The sequence below is a fragment of the Thermodesulfobacteriota bacterium genome, from assembly GCA_026415035.1.
Classification (GTDB): Bacteria; Desulfobacterota; BSN033; order BSN033; family UBA1163; genus RBG-16-49-23.
Genome location: JAOAHX010000008.1, coordinates 64,049 through 78,670 on the forward strand (window position 1 = coordinate 64,049; position 14,622 = coordinate 78,670).

The 14,622-nt window shown below is 55.4% G+C and carries 18 protein-coding genes; 14 read left to right on the forward strand and 4 right to left on the reverse strand.

The genetic code is table 11. The features are described from left to right. Window positions 1-5: 5 nt before the first annotated feature. The 9 genes from N3G78_06765 to N3G78_06805 all read left to right on the forward strand — a co-directional run bounded on the left by N3G78_06765 (window position 6) and on the right by N3G78_06805 (window position 8,012). Window positions 6-857 carry an amidohydrolase gene (locus N3G78_06765; protein MCX8117611.1) on the forward strand — a complete coding sequence of 284 codons (852 nt, stop codon included), beginning with the start codon at window positions 6-8 and terminating at the stop codon, window positions 855-857. Between the two features lie 148 nt (window positions 858-1,005). Then, window positions 1,006-2,664: a glutathione ABC transporter substrate-binding protein gene (locus tag N3G78_06770; GenBank protein MCX8117612.1), complete on the forward strand. Its 1,659-nt coding sequence runs from the start codon at window positions 1,006-1,008 to the stop codon at window positions 2,662-2,664. A 108-nt stretch (window positions 2,665-2,772) separates the two neighbouring features. Beyond that, a complete protein-coding gene (locus tag N3G78_06775; protein ID MCX8117613.1) occupies window positions 2,773-3,696 on the forward strand; it encodes an ABC transporter permease in 924 nt (307 codons plus the stop codon). A 48-nt stretch (window positions 3,697-3,744) separates the two neighbouring features. Continuing rightward, window positions 3,745-4,608 (forward strand): ABC transporter permease, encoded by an 864-nt coding sequence (locus tag N3G78_06780; protein MCX8117614.1) that lies wholly within the window; start codon window positions 3,745-3,747, stop codon window positions 4,606-4,608. Window positions 4,609-4,661: 53 nt separating this feature from the next. Next, window positions 4,662-5,636 carry an ABC transporter ATP-binding protein gene (locus N3G78_06785; protein ID MCX8117615.1) on the forward strand — a complete coding sequence of 325 codons (975 nt, stop codon included), beginning with the start codon at window positions 4,662-4,664 and terminating at the stop codon, window positions 5,634-5,636. 15 nt (window positions 5,637-5,651) lie between these two features. Then, on the forward strand, window positions 5,652-6,629 hold the full coding sequence (locus N3G78_06790; GenBank protein ID MCX8117616.1) for an ABC transporter ATP-binding protein: 978 nt from the start codon (window positions 5,652-5,654) through the stop codon (window positions 6,627-6,629). Window positions 6,630-6,988: 359 nt separating this feature from the next. Further along, a complete protein-coding gene (locus N3G78_06795; GenBank protein ID MCX8117617.1) occupies window positions 6,989-7,273 on the forward strand; it encodes a hypothetical protein in 285 nt (94 codons plus the stop codon). 40 nt (window positions 7,274-7,313) lie between these two features. Beyond that, a complete protein-coding gene (locus N3G78_06800; protein ID MCX8117618.1) occupies window positions 7,314-7,556 on the forward strand; it encodes a hypothetical protein in 243 nt (80 codons plus the stop codon). 27 nt (window positions 7,557-7,583) lie between these two features. After that, window positions 7,584-8,012: a response regulator gene (locus N3G78_06805; protein MCX8117619.1), complete on the forward strand. Its 429-nt coding sequence runs from the start codon at window positions 7,584-7,586 to the stop codon at window positions 8,010-8,012. A 111-nt stretch (window positions 8,013-8,123) separates the two neighbouring features. Here N3G78_06805 and N3G78_06810 read toward each other — a convergent pair whose 3' ends face one another. The 3 genes from N3G78_06810 to N3G78_06820 are packed head-to-tail and all read right to left on the reverse strand — an operon-like array spanning window position 8,124 to window position 10,207. Next, window positions 8,124-8,882: an energy-coupling factor transporter transmembrane protein EcfT gene (locus tag N3G78_06810; GenBank protein ID MCX8117620.1), complete on the reverse strand. Its 759-nt coding sequence runs from the start codon at window positions 8,880-8,882 to the stop codon at window positions 8,124-8,126. Continuing rightward, window positions 8,870-9,613: an energy-coupling factor ABC transporter ATP-binding protein gene (locus N3G78_06815; protein ID MCX8117621.1), complete on the reverse strand. Its 744-nt coding sequence runs from the start codon at window positions 9,611-9,613 to the stop codon at window positions 8,870-8,872. Before N3G78_06815 ends, N3G78_06810 begins: the two co-directional genes overlap by 13 nt. A 30-nt stretch (window positions 9,614-9,643) precedes the next feature. After that, window positions 9,644-10,207, reverse strand: a complete 564-nt coding sequence (locus N3G78_06820) for a biotin transporter BioY (protein MCX8117622.1) — start codon at window positions 10,205-10,207, stop codon at window positions 9,644-9,646. A 143-nt stretch (window positions 10,208-10,350) separates the two neighbouring features. Here N3G78_06820 and N3G78_06825 point away from each other — a divergent pair, with 143 nt between their 5' ends. Next, window positions 10,351-10,692, forward strand: a complete 342-nt coding sequence (locus N3G78_06825; protein MCX8117623.1) for a phage holin family protein — start codon at window positions 10,351-10,353, stop codon at window positions 10,690-10,692. A gap of 40 nt (window positions 10,693-10,732) precedes the next feature. Here N3G78_06825 and N3G78_06830 read toward each other — a convergent pair whose 3' ends face one another. Continuing rightward, a complete protein-coding gene (locus N3G78_06830) occupies window positions 10,733-11,257 on the reverse strand; it encodes a ferritin family protein (protein ID MCX8117624.1) in 525 nt (174 codons plus the stop codon). 230 nt (window positions 11,258-11,487) lie between these two features. On the opposite strand from N3G78_06830, the gene N3G78_06835 reads away from it, so the two are divergent. The 4 genes from N3G78_06835 (at window position 11,488) to tssK (ending at window position 14,618) form a co-directional block, all read left to right on the forward strand. After that, window positions 11,488-11,868, forward strand: a complete 381-nt coding sequence (locus N3G78_06835; GenBank protein ID MCX8117625.1) for a hypothetical protein — start codon at window positions 11,488-11,490, stop codon at window positions 11,866-11,868. Then, window positions 11,861-12,601, forward strand: a complete 741-nt coding sequence (locus N3G78_06840; protein MCX8117626.1) for a hypothetical protein — start codon at window positions 11,861-11,863, stop codon at window positions 12,599-12,601. Before N3G78_06835 ends, N3G78_06840 begins: the two co-directional genes overlap by 8 nt. Window positions 12,602-12,605: 4 nt before the next feature. Then, window positions 12,606-13,142 (forward strand): type VI secretion system lipoprotein TssJ, encoded by a 537-nt coding sequence (gene tssJ / locus N3G78_06845; GenBank protein ID MCX8117627.1) that lies wholly within the window; start codon window positions 12,606-12,608, stop codon window positions 13,140-13,142. Between the two features lie 87 nt (window positions 13,143-13,229). After that, window positions 13,230-14,618, forward strand: coding sequence for a type VI secretion system baseplate subunit TssK (gene tssK, locus N3G78_06850; protein ID MCX8117628.1), 1,389 nt, complete (start codon window positions 13,230-13,232; stop codon window positions 14,616-14,618). Window positions 14,619-14,622 lie beyond the last annotated feature (4 nt).

The window sequence follows — 14,622 nt, forward strand, 5'->3', positions numbered from 1 at the left end:
TTGCGGTGGGATTTTACGACGCCCATGTCCATTTTTTCTTTGACGGTCCTCTGGAGGACCTAAAAGGGAAGATCAGCCTCCTTAAAGAGGCCGGTTTTGCGGGAATCAACGTCCTGGTGATCAGTGAATTTCCTCCGGAAAAGGAGACCTATCTAAAGATGATCCCGGGCGCCTACCATGGTCACGCTACCCCTGACGCTTTCCGACATCAGAAAGACCCCTTCGAGGCCCTCGGGGTCTTATCCTCTCAAATCGCCATCGTCCCATTCCTGGATGCGCGCTTTATCGGGAAGGATATCGCAGAGACGGTGAAAAGATATTGGGAAAAAGGGTTTAAGGGCCTCAAACTCCTCTATGTTCCCGAGGAGGATTCGACGTTTCAAATCGGGGGCATGGAGAAGACCTTCGGCCGAACGCTCAAGGAGTCGGAGGAGATCACCTCCCAGCTCATCGACCAGGCCGATTCTCTGGGATGGCCCGTTCTGATGCATGTCGATTTGCGGCGATACGGAGAATTCGCCGAATCGATGCTCCGGAGCTATCCCAGGACCCCCTTCAACATCCCCCATTTCGGTTTTTCGCGCAAGGCCATCTCCTCGCTTCTAAAGAGATACCCCAACTGCTTCACCGATACCTCCTCCTTATTCCCCTATATGGAGCAGGAGCCCGCCGCATACCGGGATTTTATCAAATCCTATCAGGACCGGATCCTCTTCGGAAGCGATGCCGTCATCGGCGAACCCGAAAAGATGGTCTCTGTCTTGAATTTTATGAAGGGTTTTCTCGAGGACGAGCAGCTCCTCCTTAAAATCGCCCACCGAAATTACCTCCAATATATGGCCTATAGGGCCGGTTGAATCGATTGACATCGAAGGGATGATTTTGATAAAGTGAGGGCGTTTCCCCCGGAGGGGAGGATTTTGAGCACGGGCAAGAAAGGGGGTGAAGGAGAAGGTTTGAAGAGGGACCCATAAAAGGAGGTCGAGAACGCAAGGAGGAACGAAGATGACGGAGAAGATCAGGAGACACAGCACCTCAGGAGTTGTCGTTTTAACGATTTTGGGCCTTATCATTTATATGTTGTTTGTTCCGATCGAGAGGTCGACCGGGCAGACCAAGCCGGCGGAGGTGAAGGCAAAGCCCGCCGAGGCCAAACCCGCCGAGAAATCGAAGCCAGCGGTGGCGGCCAAACCCAAACCCAAGGTCCCCCAGCGGCTGATCATCGCCCAGGGGACGGATGCCCTCACCATGGACAATCACCACATGATCGATTCTCCCACGATCACCATCGGAGAGCACATGGTGGAGACCCTCCTCGAGCTGACCACGAAGGGCGAGATCGTGCCCCGGCTTGCGGAAAAGGTCGAGGTCTCCCCGGATGCCACCGAATATACCCTGAAACTGAGAAAGGGCGTCAAATTCCATGACGGTGTGCCTTTCAATGCGGAGGCCGTAAAAATCAATTTCGACCGGAGGCTCGATCCGAAGGCCGCCACCAAATTCGGCTTTCTCGTCGCGCCGATCTCGTCGGTCACAGTGGTGGATGAATATACGGTGAAGATCAAGACCAAAGCCCCCTTCGCGCCGATGTTGAGCAACCTGACCCACGGCACCAACGGCATCATCAGCCCGGCCGCGCTGAAGGCCTCGTGGGATAAACCCATCACCAAACCCGTTGGGACGGGTCCTTTCATGTTCAAAGAATGGATTCCCGGGTCGAAGCTGGTGATGGTCCGAAACGAGAATTACTGGGGAAAGAAGCCCCACCTCGAGGAGGTCGTCTTCCAGGTCATTCCCGACGATGCTGCCAGGGTCGTCGCCCTCGAGACCGGAGAGGTCCATGTGGCGGTCCGGATCCCGCCTTTCGACATCCCACGCTTGAGGGCCAATCCGAAATTGACGGTGGTCAGCGCGCCCAGCGTCCGGACCATCTACCTCGGCTTCAATCATCTCAAGGAACCCTTTCACGATAAGAGGGTGAGGCAGGCGCTCAATTATGCGGTGAACAAAGAGGCGATCGTAAAGCATGTCCTGGGCGGCGTGGGAAGGGTTTCCGATGCGCCGCTAAGTCCGGGGATCTTTGGGTACACCCCGATCAAAACGTACGAGTATAACGTTGAAAAGGCAAAGGCCCTCCTTGCCGAAGCAGGATATCCCAAGGGGTTTGAAACGACGCTCCACCCGGCGGTCGGGCGGTATTATATGGATGTCTCGGTGGCCACGGCCGTGGCCGCTGACCTCCTCAAGGTCGGGGTCAGGGCAGAGATCAAGATGATGGAGTGGGGCACCTACCTCCCCACGATCCTCCGAGAGAAGGAGGTGGCCGATCATAAGATCTATATGCTGGGATGGGGCTGCGTGACCGGAGATGCCGACTACGGGCTCTATACCCTTTTCCACTCCGGAGAATGGCCCAAAAAAGGGATGAATGCCTCTTTTTACAAGAACGAGAAGCTCGATCCGATCCTTGACGCCGCCCGAAGCACGGCCAACCCCGAGGAGCGGAAGCGGCTCTACAAAGAGGCCCTCACCCTCATCCACGAGGACGCCCCCTGGCTCTTCCTTCACAGCGAGGTCCAGATGGTGGGCGTGAGGGCGAACGTGAAAGATTTGATCGTCCATCAGACCGAACGGGTGATGGCCCATTCGGCGAGGATAGAATAGCCCACTCAGGAAAGTCAAAAGCGGGAAGGGGCTGACTTTTCCATGAAAATTTGTTATGAGAAGCGTCAGCCCCTTTTTTATCCCTCCCGAGGATGACGAACGAGACCGATGAGCGGCCAGTATATCGTCCGAAGACTCCTCATCATGTTACCGGTCCTCTTTGGAATCTCCGTGATCATCTTCACCATCGTCAGGGTGATCCCGGGGGATCCGGGCTACCTTATGGCTGGTCCTCATGCCACCAAGGAGCAGGTCGAACAGATCCGGGCCCAGCTCGGATTGGACCAACACCCGGTGAAGCAATACCTCCTCTTCATTGGAAACATCCTCCAGGGAGACCTTGGGACCTCAAACCGGACGGGACTGCCCGTCCTTAAGGAGATTGCCGCTCGCCTACCGAACACCCTCTCCCTGGCCTTTGCCAGTATTCTGGTGGCCACGGTCTTCGGCGTGCTCACCGGCATCATCGCCGGCGTGAAGCAGAATTCGAAATTCGATTACCTGAGCATGCTCTTCGCCCTCTTCGGCCTCTCCATGCCCGTCTTCTGGCTCGGTCTGATGCTCATGCTTCTCTTCTCGATCAAACTGGGATGGTTTCCGGCGGTCGGCGCCGAGAGTTTCAAGCATCTGGTGCTTCCGGCCATCACCTTGGGAGCCAATTCCACCGCAATCATCGCCAGGATGACCCGATCGAGCATGTTAGAGGTCATCCGGCTCGATTATATTCGGACGGCAAGGGCGAAGGGGTTGACCGAGAGGAGGGTCATCCTAAGGCATGCCCTGAAGAACGCCCTGATCCCTGTGGTGACGGTGATCGGACTCCAAACCGGGACGCTCCTCGGAGGCGCGGTCCTCACCGAGATCGTCTTCGCGTGGCCGGGGATCGGAAGGCTTCTGGTGGAGGCGATCCTCTCCCGGGATTACCCGGTCGTTCAAGGAGTCGTGTTGGTGGTGGCCACGATGTTCATCTTTATCAACCTGATCGTCGACATCCTCTACTCCTACCTCGATCCGAGGATCCGATATCATTGAGGGTCGTTTTAGCCAACAGGATCGGCAATGAAAGAGAACGGTCCACCGATGGAAGCGTTAGAGAGAGAGGAGAGGGGTCGCCTCCGGGAGGTGTTCCGACGCCTCTCGAAGAGCCTAACCGCGATGATGGGATTGACGATCGTGGCGGTCTTCCTCCTTTCGGCGCTCTTCGCCCCATGGATTGCTCCGAATGATCCTCTCGAGCATAGCCTCGTCCATAAGCTGGAAAAACCCTCATGGGCCTACCCTCTCGGAAGGGACGAATTGGGCCGCTGCATCCTCAGCCGGATCATCTATGGAGCCCGAATCTCGCTCCTGATCGGACTGATCGTCATTTCGATCGGGATCCTCCTCGGCGTGCCCATCGGGGTGGTCTCGGGCTATTTCGGGGGAAAGGTCGATTTCCTCATCCAGCGTTTCGTCGACACGATGCTCGCCTTCCCCGGAATTCTCCTCGCCCTGTTGCTGATCGCCATGCTCGGCGTGGGCCTCCACAATGTCATGATCGCCGTGGGGATCTCCACGATTCCCATCTATGCCCGCCTGGCAAGGAGCTCGGTGCTCTCCCTCAAATCGAGACAGTTCGTGGAGGCGGCCCGTTCCATCGGGTCGAGCCATCTGAGGATCATCCTCCAGCATCTCGTCCCGAACAGTCTCTCGCCGATCATCGTCCAATCGACGCTCCATATGGCCACGGCCATCTTATGGGCTGCAGGGCTGGGGTTTTTGGGGCTCGGGGTGAGCCCACCGACTCCGGAGTGGGGGGCCATGCTCAACGGGGGGAGGCTTTATATTCGGGTGGCCTCCCATGTGGCCACCTTTCCAGGGCTGATGATCTTCATTACGGTCCTCGGTTTTAATCTGTTGGGAGATGGACTGCGGGATGCCCTCGACCCGAGGTTAAAGACCTAAAAACCCCTTCGGAGGGGAGGCCGAAGGTCCGGGGAAAGTGATCATTGAGAGAGATGGGCCTGCTTCAGGTCAAGGATTTAAAAACCTATTTCTATACGGACGCCGGGGTGGTCAAGGCTGTCGACGGAGTCTCCTATGAGCTGGAGGAAGGGGAGACCCTGGGGCTGGTGGGTGAAAGCGGCTGCGGAAAGAGCGTCAGCGCCCTCTCCATCCTCCGCCTCATCGCCTATCCTCCGGGGAGAATCATCGGCGGAGAGATTCTCTTCGAAGGCAGAGACCTCCTCAAAATTCGGGAGGACGAGATCCGCCAGATCCGGGGCAATCAGATCGCCATGGTCTTTCAGGAGCCGATGACCTCCCTCAATCCCGTTCTCACCATCGGGCTTCAGATCGGAGAGGCCCTTGAACTTCACCGAAAGATGAAGAAGAGGGAGGCCAGGGAGGAGAGCCTCCGGCTCCTGAGAATGGTCGGGATTCCCGATCCTGAAAGACGGATCGACGACTACCCCCACCAGCTGAGCGGGGGGATGCGCCAGAGGGTCATGATCGCCATCGCCTTGAGCTGCAATCCTAAGCTCCTCATCGCCGACGAGCCGACGACCGCGGTCGACGTGACGATCCAGGCCCAACTTCTGGAGGTGATCAAAGAGCTCACCTCCCGCCTTGGGACAGCGGTCATCCTGATCACCCACAACCTCGGGGTAGTGGCCCGCTATGTGAATCGAATGGCGGTGATGTACGCGGGAAGGATCGTGGAACAGGGGCGAGCGAGAGACGTCTATGCTCATCCCCGACATCCTTACACCCTCGGCCTGCTTGCCTCGGTGCCGAGGCTCGATCAGCCGAGAAAGAAACGTCTTGTCCCCATCATGGGACAGCCCCCCAATCTCATCTCCCTGCCGCCGGGATGTTCCTTTGGGCCGCGGTGTTCCTTTCGAGTTGAGAGATGTCTTCGGGAAAGGCCCGAGCTGAGGCCGGTAGGGGATGGCCATTTCGCCGCCTGCTGGGTCGATCTCGATCAGGGATGAGGAAGGCGGGTAGAGATGTCTGAAACTTTTCTGATCGAAGTGAAGAACCTCTCGATGCATTTCCCGATCACGAAGGGGATCCTTCGACAGCGAAAGATTGCCGATATTAAAGCGGTCGACGAGGTCAGTTTCTTCATCCGGAAAGGGGAGACCCTGGGTCTGGTGGGCGAGAGCGGCTGCGGAAAGACGACCCTCGGCAGATGTCTGCTTCAGTTGATCCGTCCCACTTCTGGCGAAGTCTACTTCGAAGGCGTCAACCTCTGTGCCCTGCCCCCCCAAGACCTCCGGCCCATTCGGCAGAGGATGCAGATCATCTTTCAGGACCCTTTTGACTCCCTCGACCCGAGGATGCCCGCTGGGGAGATCGTGGCCGAGCCCCTCCGGGTCCACACCCGGATCCGGGGAAAGGCCCTGAAGGAGAAGATCGGCCAACTGCTGGAGACAGTAGGGCTTGATCCCACCATGGCAGACCGCTACCCCCATCAGTTCAGCGGTGGCCAGCGCCAGAGGCTCGGCATCGCACGGGCCCTCGCCATCCGGCCCCATTTTATCGTCTGTGACGAACCGATCTCGGCCCTTGACGTTTCGATTCAGGCCCAGATCATCAACCTCCTTGAGGACCTTCAGGCGGAGTTCAACTTGACCTATCTCTTTATCGCTCACGATCTTTCCGTCGTCCGCCATATTAGCCATCGGGTGGCGGTGATGTATCTCGGAAAGATCGTCGAGATCGCAAACCGGGACGCCCTATACCAGTGTGCAAAACACCCTTACACCCAAGCCCTCCTCTCTGCCGTGCCGATTCCGGACCCCGTCGTTGAATCCCAGCGGGAAAGGATCCTCCTCAAGGGAGAGATACCAAGCCCTATCTCCCTACCTCCCGGGTGCAACTTCCATCCTCGCTGCCCCATCGCCATCGAACTCTGCAAAAGGGTAGTCCCTGCTCTCAGGGAGGTAGAAGAGGGACACTGGGTCTCCTGCCACCTTGCCTGATCTCCCGCGAAAGAGATTATTTTCAATTTCTTGAAACAAATAATCGGTTGAGGCAACCCGTTTTTTGAGGTCAACAGGGGAACCAAATGTATAAAAAAATTATTCGTTCATCGGTTTCGTGAAAAAACCCTTTTAAATTCAAAAAAATATTTAAAATTCAAAAAGTTATAATAAAATCGGCCAGGGTTTAAAAGCTCATTGTGTATATTAAAAAAATTCATCCATGCCGGATGGGAAAGGTCAGAAATGGCGGTCTCATATAAAAAAATTATTAATTTCAATAAGTTATAAAATGTGCCCAAATTGGCACGGTTAATGCTGATTATGAGGTTGAAGATCAAAGGAAGGAGGTATTAACGATGGAAAGGATAAAAAATGGATTGAAGGTTGGGATGATGGTTGGGTTGATGAGCCTTGCCGCCTCTCCTGCTTTTGCGAGGTCTCTTAGCCTTAAAGAAGCGGGGCCTGCCCTTTGGGTCTTTGTAATCATCGGGGCCATCATCATCCTTCTCCAGCTGATCCCTGCGGCCATTCTCTTCTTCAGCTTTATCGGAACCGTCACCGGCATGGCCTTGAAGAAAGAGAAGAAGGTCGAAGAGGAAGTGGTGGTGCCTGGGGTCAAGCCCGTTCCCGTGAAAAAGTAACGGGGATGTGAAAAAGAAAAGGGGTTTCCCAATGAAGAGTATGAAGAAAATCCTTACCATTTTGAGCCTTACCCTCGTTTTATCGATTGCGATGGGTTCTCTCGGAGTGGCCTATGCGGGAGGGGTCAGGGGGATCGGACTTCTGGGAGTCTGGTTCTTTCTGACCTTTGGGATCATCGTGGTCTTGGCTCAGCTCATCCCTGCAGGTATCCTTCTCAGCTCTTTAATCACCTCAACCATCAGTCCTCATCGAAAGGCTGAGGCGCCGGTTGGAGCAGCCTAAACGAGGAGGGTGGAACGGAGGGTTGTTATGCGCTCTAAAAGATTACTCATCGCCTATCAGGACGATTTATGGGTCCGATCCCTGACGACCTACTTTCATGGAAAGGGATACCGGGTCGAAACGGTTCGGGTCCTGAGCGATATGATCAAGAAGGTCCGAAATGGTGGATATGAAGTGATTCTTCTGGACGATGAGATGGATGGGTTGAAGGCCTGCGAAGTGGTCCCTCTTGTCAAGAAGATCAACCCGAGGGTTCAGGTCATCATGATCTCTTCCGAAGAGTCCTTGAGTTCGGTCAGGCGACTCCGCGGCGCTGGGATCTTTTATCAAGCGATGAAACCCGTGGATCTGGAGGAGATTCGATCTGCAGTGGAGTGCGCCTTTGAGAAGATCGCACGGGAAAGCGAGAAAGAAGGCTTCTTCTCCTTCCTCGTCCCGAGATTGGCGCCGGCCTAAACAAGGGGAGATGAGATGAAGCCTTAGCCCCTATTTTTTGACTCAAAGGGGGGTGAAGATAGCCGCAAGCCCAAGCGGCTATTTTTTTATCTTCTCCCATCGCCTCCCTTTTTAAGAGAGCAACCCTTCGATCGAGAGGAGGAGGACCAATAGGATGGCCAATGGGAGGAGATGGCGCAAGGGGAGTTTAGAGAGAGTGAGGGGCAAGTCCTCCCTGTAACCGCGGGCAGCCAGGGCCCAGGTGAGCTCTTCCGCCTCATAAAAGGAGCGGCGAAGAAGAGGAAGCACGATGAATTTTATTCTCTTGATGGGATTCTTCGCTCGATCTCCTCTGCGGGCTTTATTCGCCAAATGGACTTCGTCGGCATGATCCAGGATGCGGGAAAAAAAGCGGAGCGTGAGGGAAGCCATCAGTCCGATGCGGCGTCCCGACAAAAAGGGAACCGGTTTGAGGAACCAGGTCAGGCCATCTCGGAGCTCCCGGGGGCGGGTCACCGCAGTGAAGAGAATGGCATAAAGGAGAATCAGCCCCATCCGCCAACAGGTCATCCCTCCGAGCATGAGGCCCTCTTTGCTGAAGGGGAGGAAAGGCAGAAACGGAACCCTGGTTCCCGTGGTCCCGAGGGATTGGAAAAGAAAGAGGATGAGGAGTAAGATCCCCCAAAACCGCATCTCCCGGAGGAGATACCTCAGAGGAAATCTTAGAGCCATCAGGAGTGCGGCCAGGAGGATGGAATCGAAGAGGAGCCAGGTGGTCTTCGGGTAAACCAAGGTCCCTGTGATCATCAGGAATCCCAAGAATTTACAACGGGCGTCCCAACGGTGCAGAAAAGAATCTTTGGGGAAATAGTGGAGGGCTATTCGAGCCACGACAGTCTTTCGCACCCTAAAAGGATGTAGCAGGGAGGCCGAACCCCGAAGAGGGAGAGGTCGTGGGCCAGATTTTCGGGCGGCCCTATCGCCTGGATCCTTCCTCCCTGGAGGACCACGACCCGATCCACATGGGCGATCACCTTTTCGACCTCGTGGGTTGTCACGACAAGGGTATGCCCCTCCTGGTGTAGCTGGATCATCCCTCGCAAGGCCTCTTGAACGCCGGGATAGTCGAGATTGGCAAAGGGTTCGTCGAAGAGAAGGATGTCCGGTTGCATCGCCATCACCCCGGCGAGGGCGAGCCGCCGTTTCTCCCCTCCGGAGAGGAGGTAACAGGGTTTTCCGGCGAGGGGTTCAAGCCCCATCTTCTTGAGGGCCCAAAAGACCCTTCGGTCGATCTCTTCTCGAGAAAGCCCAAGATTTTCAGGGCCAAAGGCCACATCCTCCTGCACGGTCTCTCCGACGATCTGGCTCTCGGGGTCTTGAAAGAGAAGCCCCACCGACTGTCTTGCCTTGAGGGGATCCTTCTTCGTATCGAACCCGTTGATAAGAATGGATCCCTCCGAGGGCTCGATCAATCCACTCAACAGGCGGAGCAGGGTGGTCTTTCCGCTGCCATTGGGACCGCAGATGAGAAGAAACTCCCCGGTCTCGATGGAAAGGTTGATGCCTCTCAGGGCATAAGTGCCATCGCCGTAGCGATAGTGGAGGTTTTTTACCTGAATCATAAAAAAAAACGGGATCCCCGTGCCGGGGCTTTAGGATTTTCGGTCTCCAACCCCTACTTGCATGGCCCGGAGGTTTAAAATGGGCCTGACGGCCTTGGCCAAGACGATCGCCGCCGATGCCTTCAATCCATCTCCAAAGAGAAAAGGAATCATCCCCGCAATCAGGGCTTTTTCCCAGGTCATACCCGTGACCATCTTGAGCCAGGGGAGGCCGAAGGCGTAGATGAGAAGGGAGCCGATGAGCACCGCCAGGATGTCTCCGAGGAGCCTTCTTACGAACCTTTCGGAGATCCAACCGGCCACATAGGCGGAAAGAACGAATCCGAAAAGGTAACCTCCGGTTGGTCCGAAGAGGTGGGCCAATCCTCCTTTTCCTCCCGCAAAGACCGGCAGGCCGACGGCTCCACAGAGAAGGTAGGCCCCGACGCTCGTTGCGCCCCAACGACTACCCAAGAGGAGACCTGAGAGAAGGACGAAGAGGTTGGTAAGGACGATGGGAACTGGACCGATGGGAACGTGGAGATAGGCTCCGACCGCCATTAGCCCTGCCATGAGTGAAGAAAGAACAACGAGCCTCAGTTTTTCGATCGCCATTATCCCCTCCTCATTAATTGTTAACTTAATCCGAGAAAGAAGTTAACAAATTTTTGAGCCGCTGTCAATGACCTCCTTTTTTGAATCGAAGAATTTGACGAAGGGGTCAGGAAGAGGTATGGTAGGGAGGGGAGGAAGCGTTGATGTATTTCGTTCTAAAATTAGTCATCCAGATGATTTCCATTCTGATCGTCTCTTACCTTTTCCCCGACTGGATATGGGTCGATCATTTCTGGGCCGCACTGGTGGCAGCTTTCATCCTCGGGATCGTCAATGCCGTGCTTAGACCGGTGCTTGTCTTTTTGACCCTCCCCATCACCCTATTGACCTTCGGCCTCTTCCTCTTGGTCATCAACGGACTGATGCTCTGGCTGGTCTCGGCGCTGGTGAAGGGATTTCACGTGGAAGGCTTTTGGGCAGCCCTGATGGGATCGATCCTGATCAGCGTCGTGAGCTGGATTCTCTCAAGGGGGGTCCCACGATAAGCTTCGAAAGGAGAACTTCTCTTTTTGAGGAACGGGTGGATTAACCTCCGTCAAGGGTATGGTGTTCCATTTTCCGATACCACGACGCCGGATCCGTGAAATACTCTTCGGTATCTTTCAATGAGAGGTAGTGCTCGTGCTCGATTTTTGAAAGAAGATCGAAAAAGGCCTTCTCTTTCGGATCGCTCACCGAGTCCCTCAAGTCCGCATAGAATTTGGCTCCCTTGGCTTCGAAGTCCAGGGCCTTCCTGACCGCTTCGAGGTCATCGGCATCCCCCTTTTTTGAACCTTCTGCCTTTTTCGCCAGCCCATTGAGGACCTCTTTGATGTTGGTCTCTTTCACCTGCAAAGGGACGGTCTCGGGCCATCTCTCCTGCTTGGACCATCGCTCATGCAGCTGTTTAAGTCTCTCGTAATGTTCAAGCTCTTCGTCGCCGATCTGTTTGAACATCGCCTTCCCAAGGGGATTTGAGGTCCTCTCGGCATTCTTGAGATAGAACTCCCGTTCCACCATCTCATTTTTGAGCGCCACCTCCAAGGCATTCAATCGTTCTTGCTCGTTCATCAAACTCTCCTCCTGACGACCTGCTGAGATTTGTAAACGCTAAGGTCTATCATATCTTAATTTTTTCGATCCATCAAGAGAAATCGCCGTTGGGGTTATCTTGACTTTAGAAGGCCCATTCAGTATAGTGAGGTAATAAATGAGTGAATAAATAACAATAGATCCGTGGGTGAAAAGGTTGGGTCCCTTTCTACCGTTCCCCCCGGAGATTCCCTCATCTCAAGATCAAGATGAACCGTGAGCAACGCCTTCAGGAAGAAGAGCGGCTCGCCCTTTATCGAATCCTTAAAGGAATTCTCGAGCATTGGCGAGCCGAGTTAAAACAACAGGAAGAGGAATTTACGGAAACCGTCGTCCTTTCTCCAGGCAGGGGTGGACGGCCAGCCGTTGCCTCTGAGTCGGAAACCCCGATCGAGGGGGAGGTTCTTACGGCCACCGTCATCCTGCCGTCTCAGAGAGGCCCCATAACCCCTCCTGCCGTTGCGGAGGCAGAGGGGCGCATCGCGGAGCCAACCGAACCCCAAAAGGGGAAGCATCCCGAGACGGAAGAGTGTCTCGAAGAGACCGTGATCCTTAAGCCCAAAACGCCTAAGGGAAAAGGAATTGGATAGGGCCCTCTCGCTCGAACGGTTGACGGAAGAAGTCCAAACGATCTATCGATCCCTTCCAGAAGGGGCAGAGGAGGCGATAGAGGCCTATCTTCGTAACGCCCTAAAAAGCCAATCCACCGAAGACCGATTGGCCTTGCTCGAGGCCCTGGTCCGACAGTTCGAGACGCCCTCTCCTCCTCCGTCCCAAGAGGGCCACCCTCTTCCCGAAGAAATCTCCCGCCTGTTTTCGCTCCTCTTCGGGCAGAGGATCCCGAAGGCCGGGCTCACTTCTCCAGACTTACTCGAAGAACTGGCCCATGTCCTCAATACCCTCTTCGACACCTTGAACGAGATCATCCGGACCATCGACACAACCCTGCTTGGTAAGAGGCCAGAGCTCGAGACCATCCGGCACATCATCGGAAAGCAGCTGACCGCCGAGGTCCCCCCCGAACCCCTTCAACAATATCTCTCCAGGATCCAAGAGGCCTTTTTGATCTCTCACAAGGCCTTCCAGGAGGCCGCCCAGACCAAACTCGGAGAACTGCTGGAGGAGCTCAGCCCGCAACGCTTTGAGTCGGAGCCCGTGGATCGGTTCAAGATCGGCCCCCTACGGAAGGCCGAATTCTTTGAACGGTACAAGGAAAAATTTCTCACCTTAAAGAAATGGTTCGAGTCGGGCCGTTTCAGAGAAGAGCTCTTGAGAGAGTTTGAGAAATCGTGCCAGAAGCTCTATGATGCTAAACGGAGGTAGAACGATGAATCTGAGGACCCTGTGGATCTTCTCTCTCGTCGCCTGTTTGGTCCTTTCCTCCTGCGCTACCGTCGTCATCCCGCCGAGCTGGGAGTATGAACCCAATGCGATCCGCCTCAACCTGAAAAGCGATGCCCAGCTCAATCTCTTCCAAGGGAGGGCCCATACCCTCGTCCTCTGTGTCTATCTCTTATCCGACCCCAATGAACTCAACCAGCTTGTGGACGAAAGAGGTGGCCTCGAAAAGCTCTGCGAATGCACCAAGTTTCATCCCAGCGTGACCTTTGCGAAACGGTTTATCATCCATCCGAATCGGGAGTATAAGGAGACCCTGGACCGCGCGGCGGGGGCAAAGTATGTGGCCCTCGTGGCCGGATACTTCAAACTCCAGAAGGAGAATGTGGTCAAGCTCTACTCGATTCCGATCGTGGAGGAGAAGAAGAAGGGCAATATCTATCAGAAGCCCGGCCCCCTCTCGATCGATCTCTACCTGGGATCCCAACAACTTCAGGATACGAAACCCGCTCCAGAGAAAAAGTGACCCTGCTCTGAATCAAGGCTAAGGAGACATTCCGTTCCCCTTCTTCAAAGGGAATCCTTCGAGACGGGGGAGAAGGAGACAACACGCATGGAGATTCAAAGACCCCTCTTCTGGCATCAAGGGCTCTTCCTCCAGCCCCAGCATTTCCAGCTGTTAGACCTTTCCTTCCAATCGCTCCTCATCCCCTTTCACCAATTCATGGAACCCCATTTCTGGGGGGTGGGCGAGGTGGAGATCCATAAGGCCGGACTGGGGTTGAGAACGTTCAATCTCCTCAAAGGCTCCTTCCTCTTCCCAGACGGCACCTTTGTCGTCTTTCCTGGGAATGGGATCGTCGAGGCCAGGTCTTTCCACGAGGCCTGGACCGACGGAGGAAAGCCCTTCACCGTCTTCATCGGACTGAAGAAGATGAACCCGGCAGGGGAGAACGTGACCGTCGTCGACACCTTGGAAAACCTCTCGAAGGTTACGACCCGATTCGTCACGACCCCCAACCCGGAGGAGGTGAGAGATCTTCACTCCGGAGGCCCCGTGGGGCAGGTCAAGAGGCTTTACTACCTCCTCAAGGTCTTCTGGGAGACCGAAAGGGAGCAATTGGGAGATTATGTGCTCATCCCTGTCGCCCAGCTCGAAAGGATGGGCGAGGAGGTCCGGCTCTCACCGCGGTTCATCCCCCCCTGTTTGACCCTCTCCGGCTCCGAACCTCTTCTGCGTCTCATCAAAGAGATTCGGGACCAGCTGGCTTCAAGGGCCCACCAGCTCGAGGAGTATAAAAGCCAACGGGGGGTCCACACGGCCGAGTTTGGTTCAAGGGATATGGTCTACCTCCTGGCCTTGCGGTCCCTGAACCGGTATGTGCCCCCTCTTTACCACGCGACCGAGGCCCAGCTGACCCATCCATGGGCGATCTATGGTCTGCTGAGGCAGTTGATCGGAGAGCTTTCGTCCTTTTCCGAGCGGATCAATGTCATGGGAGAGCAGGAGGATGGAACCCGGGCCCTCTTAGGATACGACCATCAGAATTTATGGGAGTGCTTCTCAACGGCCCAGGCTCTGATCGTCCAGCTTCTCGATGAGATCACCGCCGGGCCAGAATACGTGATCCCCCTCGTTTATGACGGGACCTATTATGCCGCTTCCCTCAAGCCGACGATCTTCGAAGGCCGAAACCGCTTCTACCTCGTCCTAAAGACCGAAGAGGACATGAAGTCGGTGGTGAAGTCGGTCGAGACGATGGCCAAGCTGAGCGCCCGGGAGCATTTGCCTATTTTGATCGCCCGTGCCCTTCCTGGCATCGGGCTGGAGCACCTTCCCGTTCCGCCCCAAGAGCTGCCCCGCAGGGCCCATTCGGTCTATTTTGCCGTCAATCACCACAGCGACCAATGGTCGTTGGTTCAGAAGACCCATAACCTCGCCCTCTACTGGGATAATGCCCCGGAAGACCTGGAGGTGGAGTTGATGGTGGTGGGACGATAAGGAG

Bases quoted from the DNA above. Each gene is read 5' to 3' on its own strand.
- N3G78_06770 (MCX8117612.1), top strand. From the start codon at position 1,006: ATGACGGAGAAGATCAGGAGACACAGCACCTCAGGAGTTGTCGTTTTA.
- N3G78_06775 (MCX8117613.1), top strand. From the start codon at position 2,773: ATGAGCGGCCAGTATATCGTCCGAAGACTCCTCATCATGTTACCGGTC.
- N3G78_06780 (MCX8117614.1), top strand. From the start codon at position 3,745: ATGGAAGCGTTAGAGAGAGAGGAGAGGGGTCGCCTCCGGGAGGTGTTC.
- N3G78_06785 (MCX8117615.1), top strand. From the start codon at position 4,662: ATGGGCCTGCTTCAGGTCAAGGATTTAAAAACCTATTTCTATACGGAC.
- N3G78_06790 (MCX8117616.1), top strand. From the start codon at position 5,652: ATGTCTGAAACTTTTCTGATCGAAGTGAAGAACCTCTCGATGCATTTC.
- N3G78_06795 (MCX8117617.1), top strand. From the start codon at position 6,989: ATGGAAAGGATAAAAAATGGATTGAAGGTTGGGATGATGGTTGGGTTG.
- N3G78_06800 (MCX8117618.1), top strand. From the start codon at position 7,314: ATGAAGAAAATCCTTACCATTTTGAGCCTTACCCTCGTTTTATCGATT.
- N3G78_06805 (MCX8117619.1), top strand. From the start codon at position 7,584: ATGCGCTCTAAAAGATTACTCATCGCCTATCAGGACGATTTATGGGTC.
- N3G78_06815 (MCX8117621.1), bottom strand. From the start codon at position 9,613: ATGATTCAGGTAAAAAACCTCCACTATCGCTACGGCGATGGCACTTAT.
- N3G78_06820 (MCX8117622.1), bottom strand. From the start codon at position 10,207: ATGGCGATCGAAAAACTGAGGCTCGTTGTTCTTTCTTCACTCATGGCA.
- N3G78_06825 (MCX8117623.1), top strand. From the start codon at position 10,351: ATGTATTTCGTTCTAAAATTAGTCATCCAGATGATTTCCATTCTGATC.
- N3G78_06830 (MCX8117624.1), bottom strand. From the start codon at position 11,257: ATGAACGAGCAAGAACGATTGAATGCCTTGGAGGTGGCGCTCAAAAAT.
- N3G78_06835 (MCX8117625.1), top strand. From the start codon at position 11,488: ATGAACCGTGAGCAACGCCTTCAGGAAGAAGAGCGGCTCGCCCTTTAT.
- tssJ (MCX8117627.1), top strand. From the start codon at position 12,606: ATGAATCTGAGGACCCTGTGGATCTTCTCTCTCGTCGCCTGTTTGGTC.
- tssK (MCX8117628.1), top strand. From the start codon at position 13,230: ATGGAGATTCAAAGACCCCTCTTCTGGCATCAAGGGCTCTTCCTCCAG.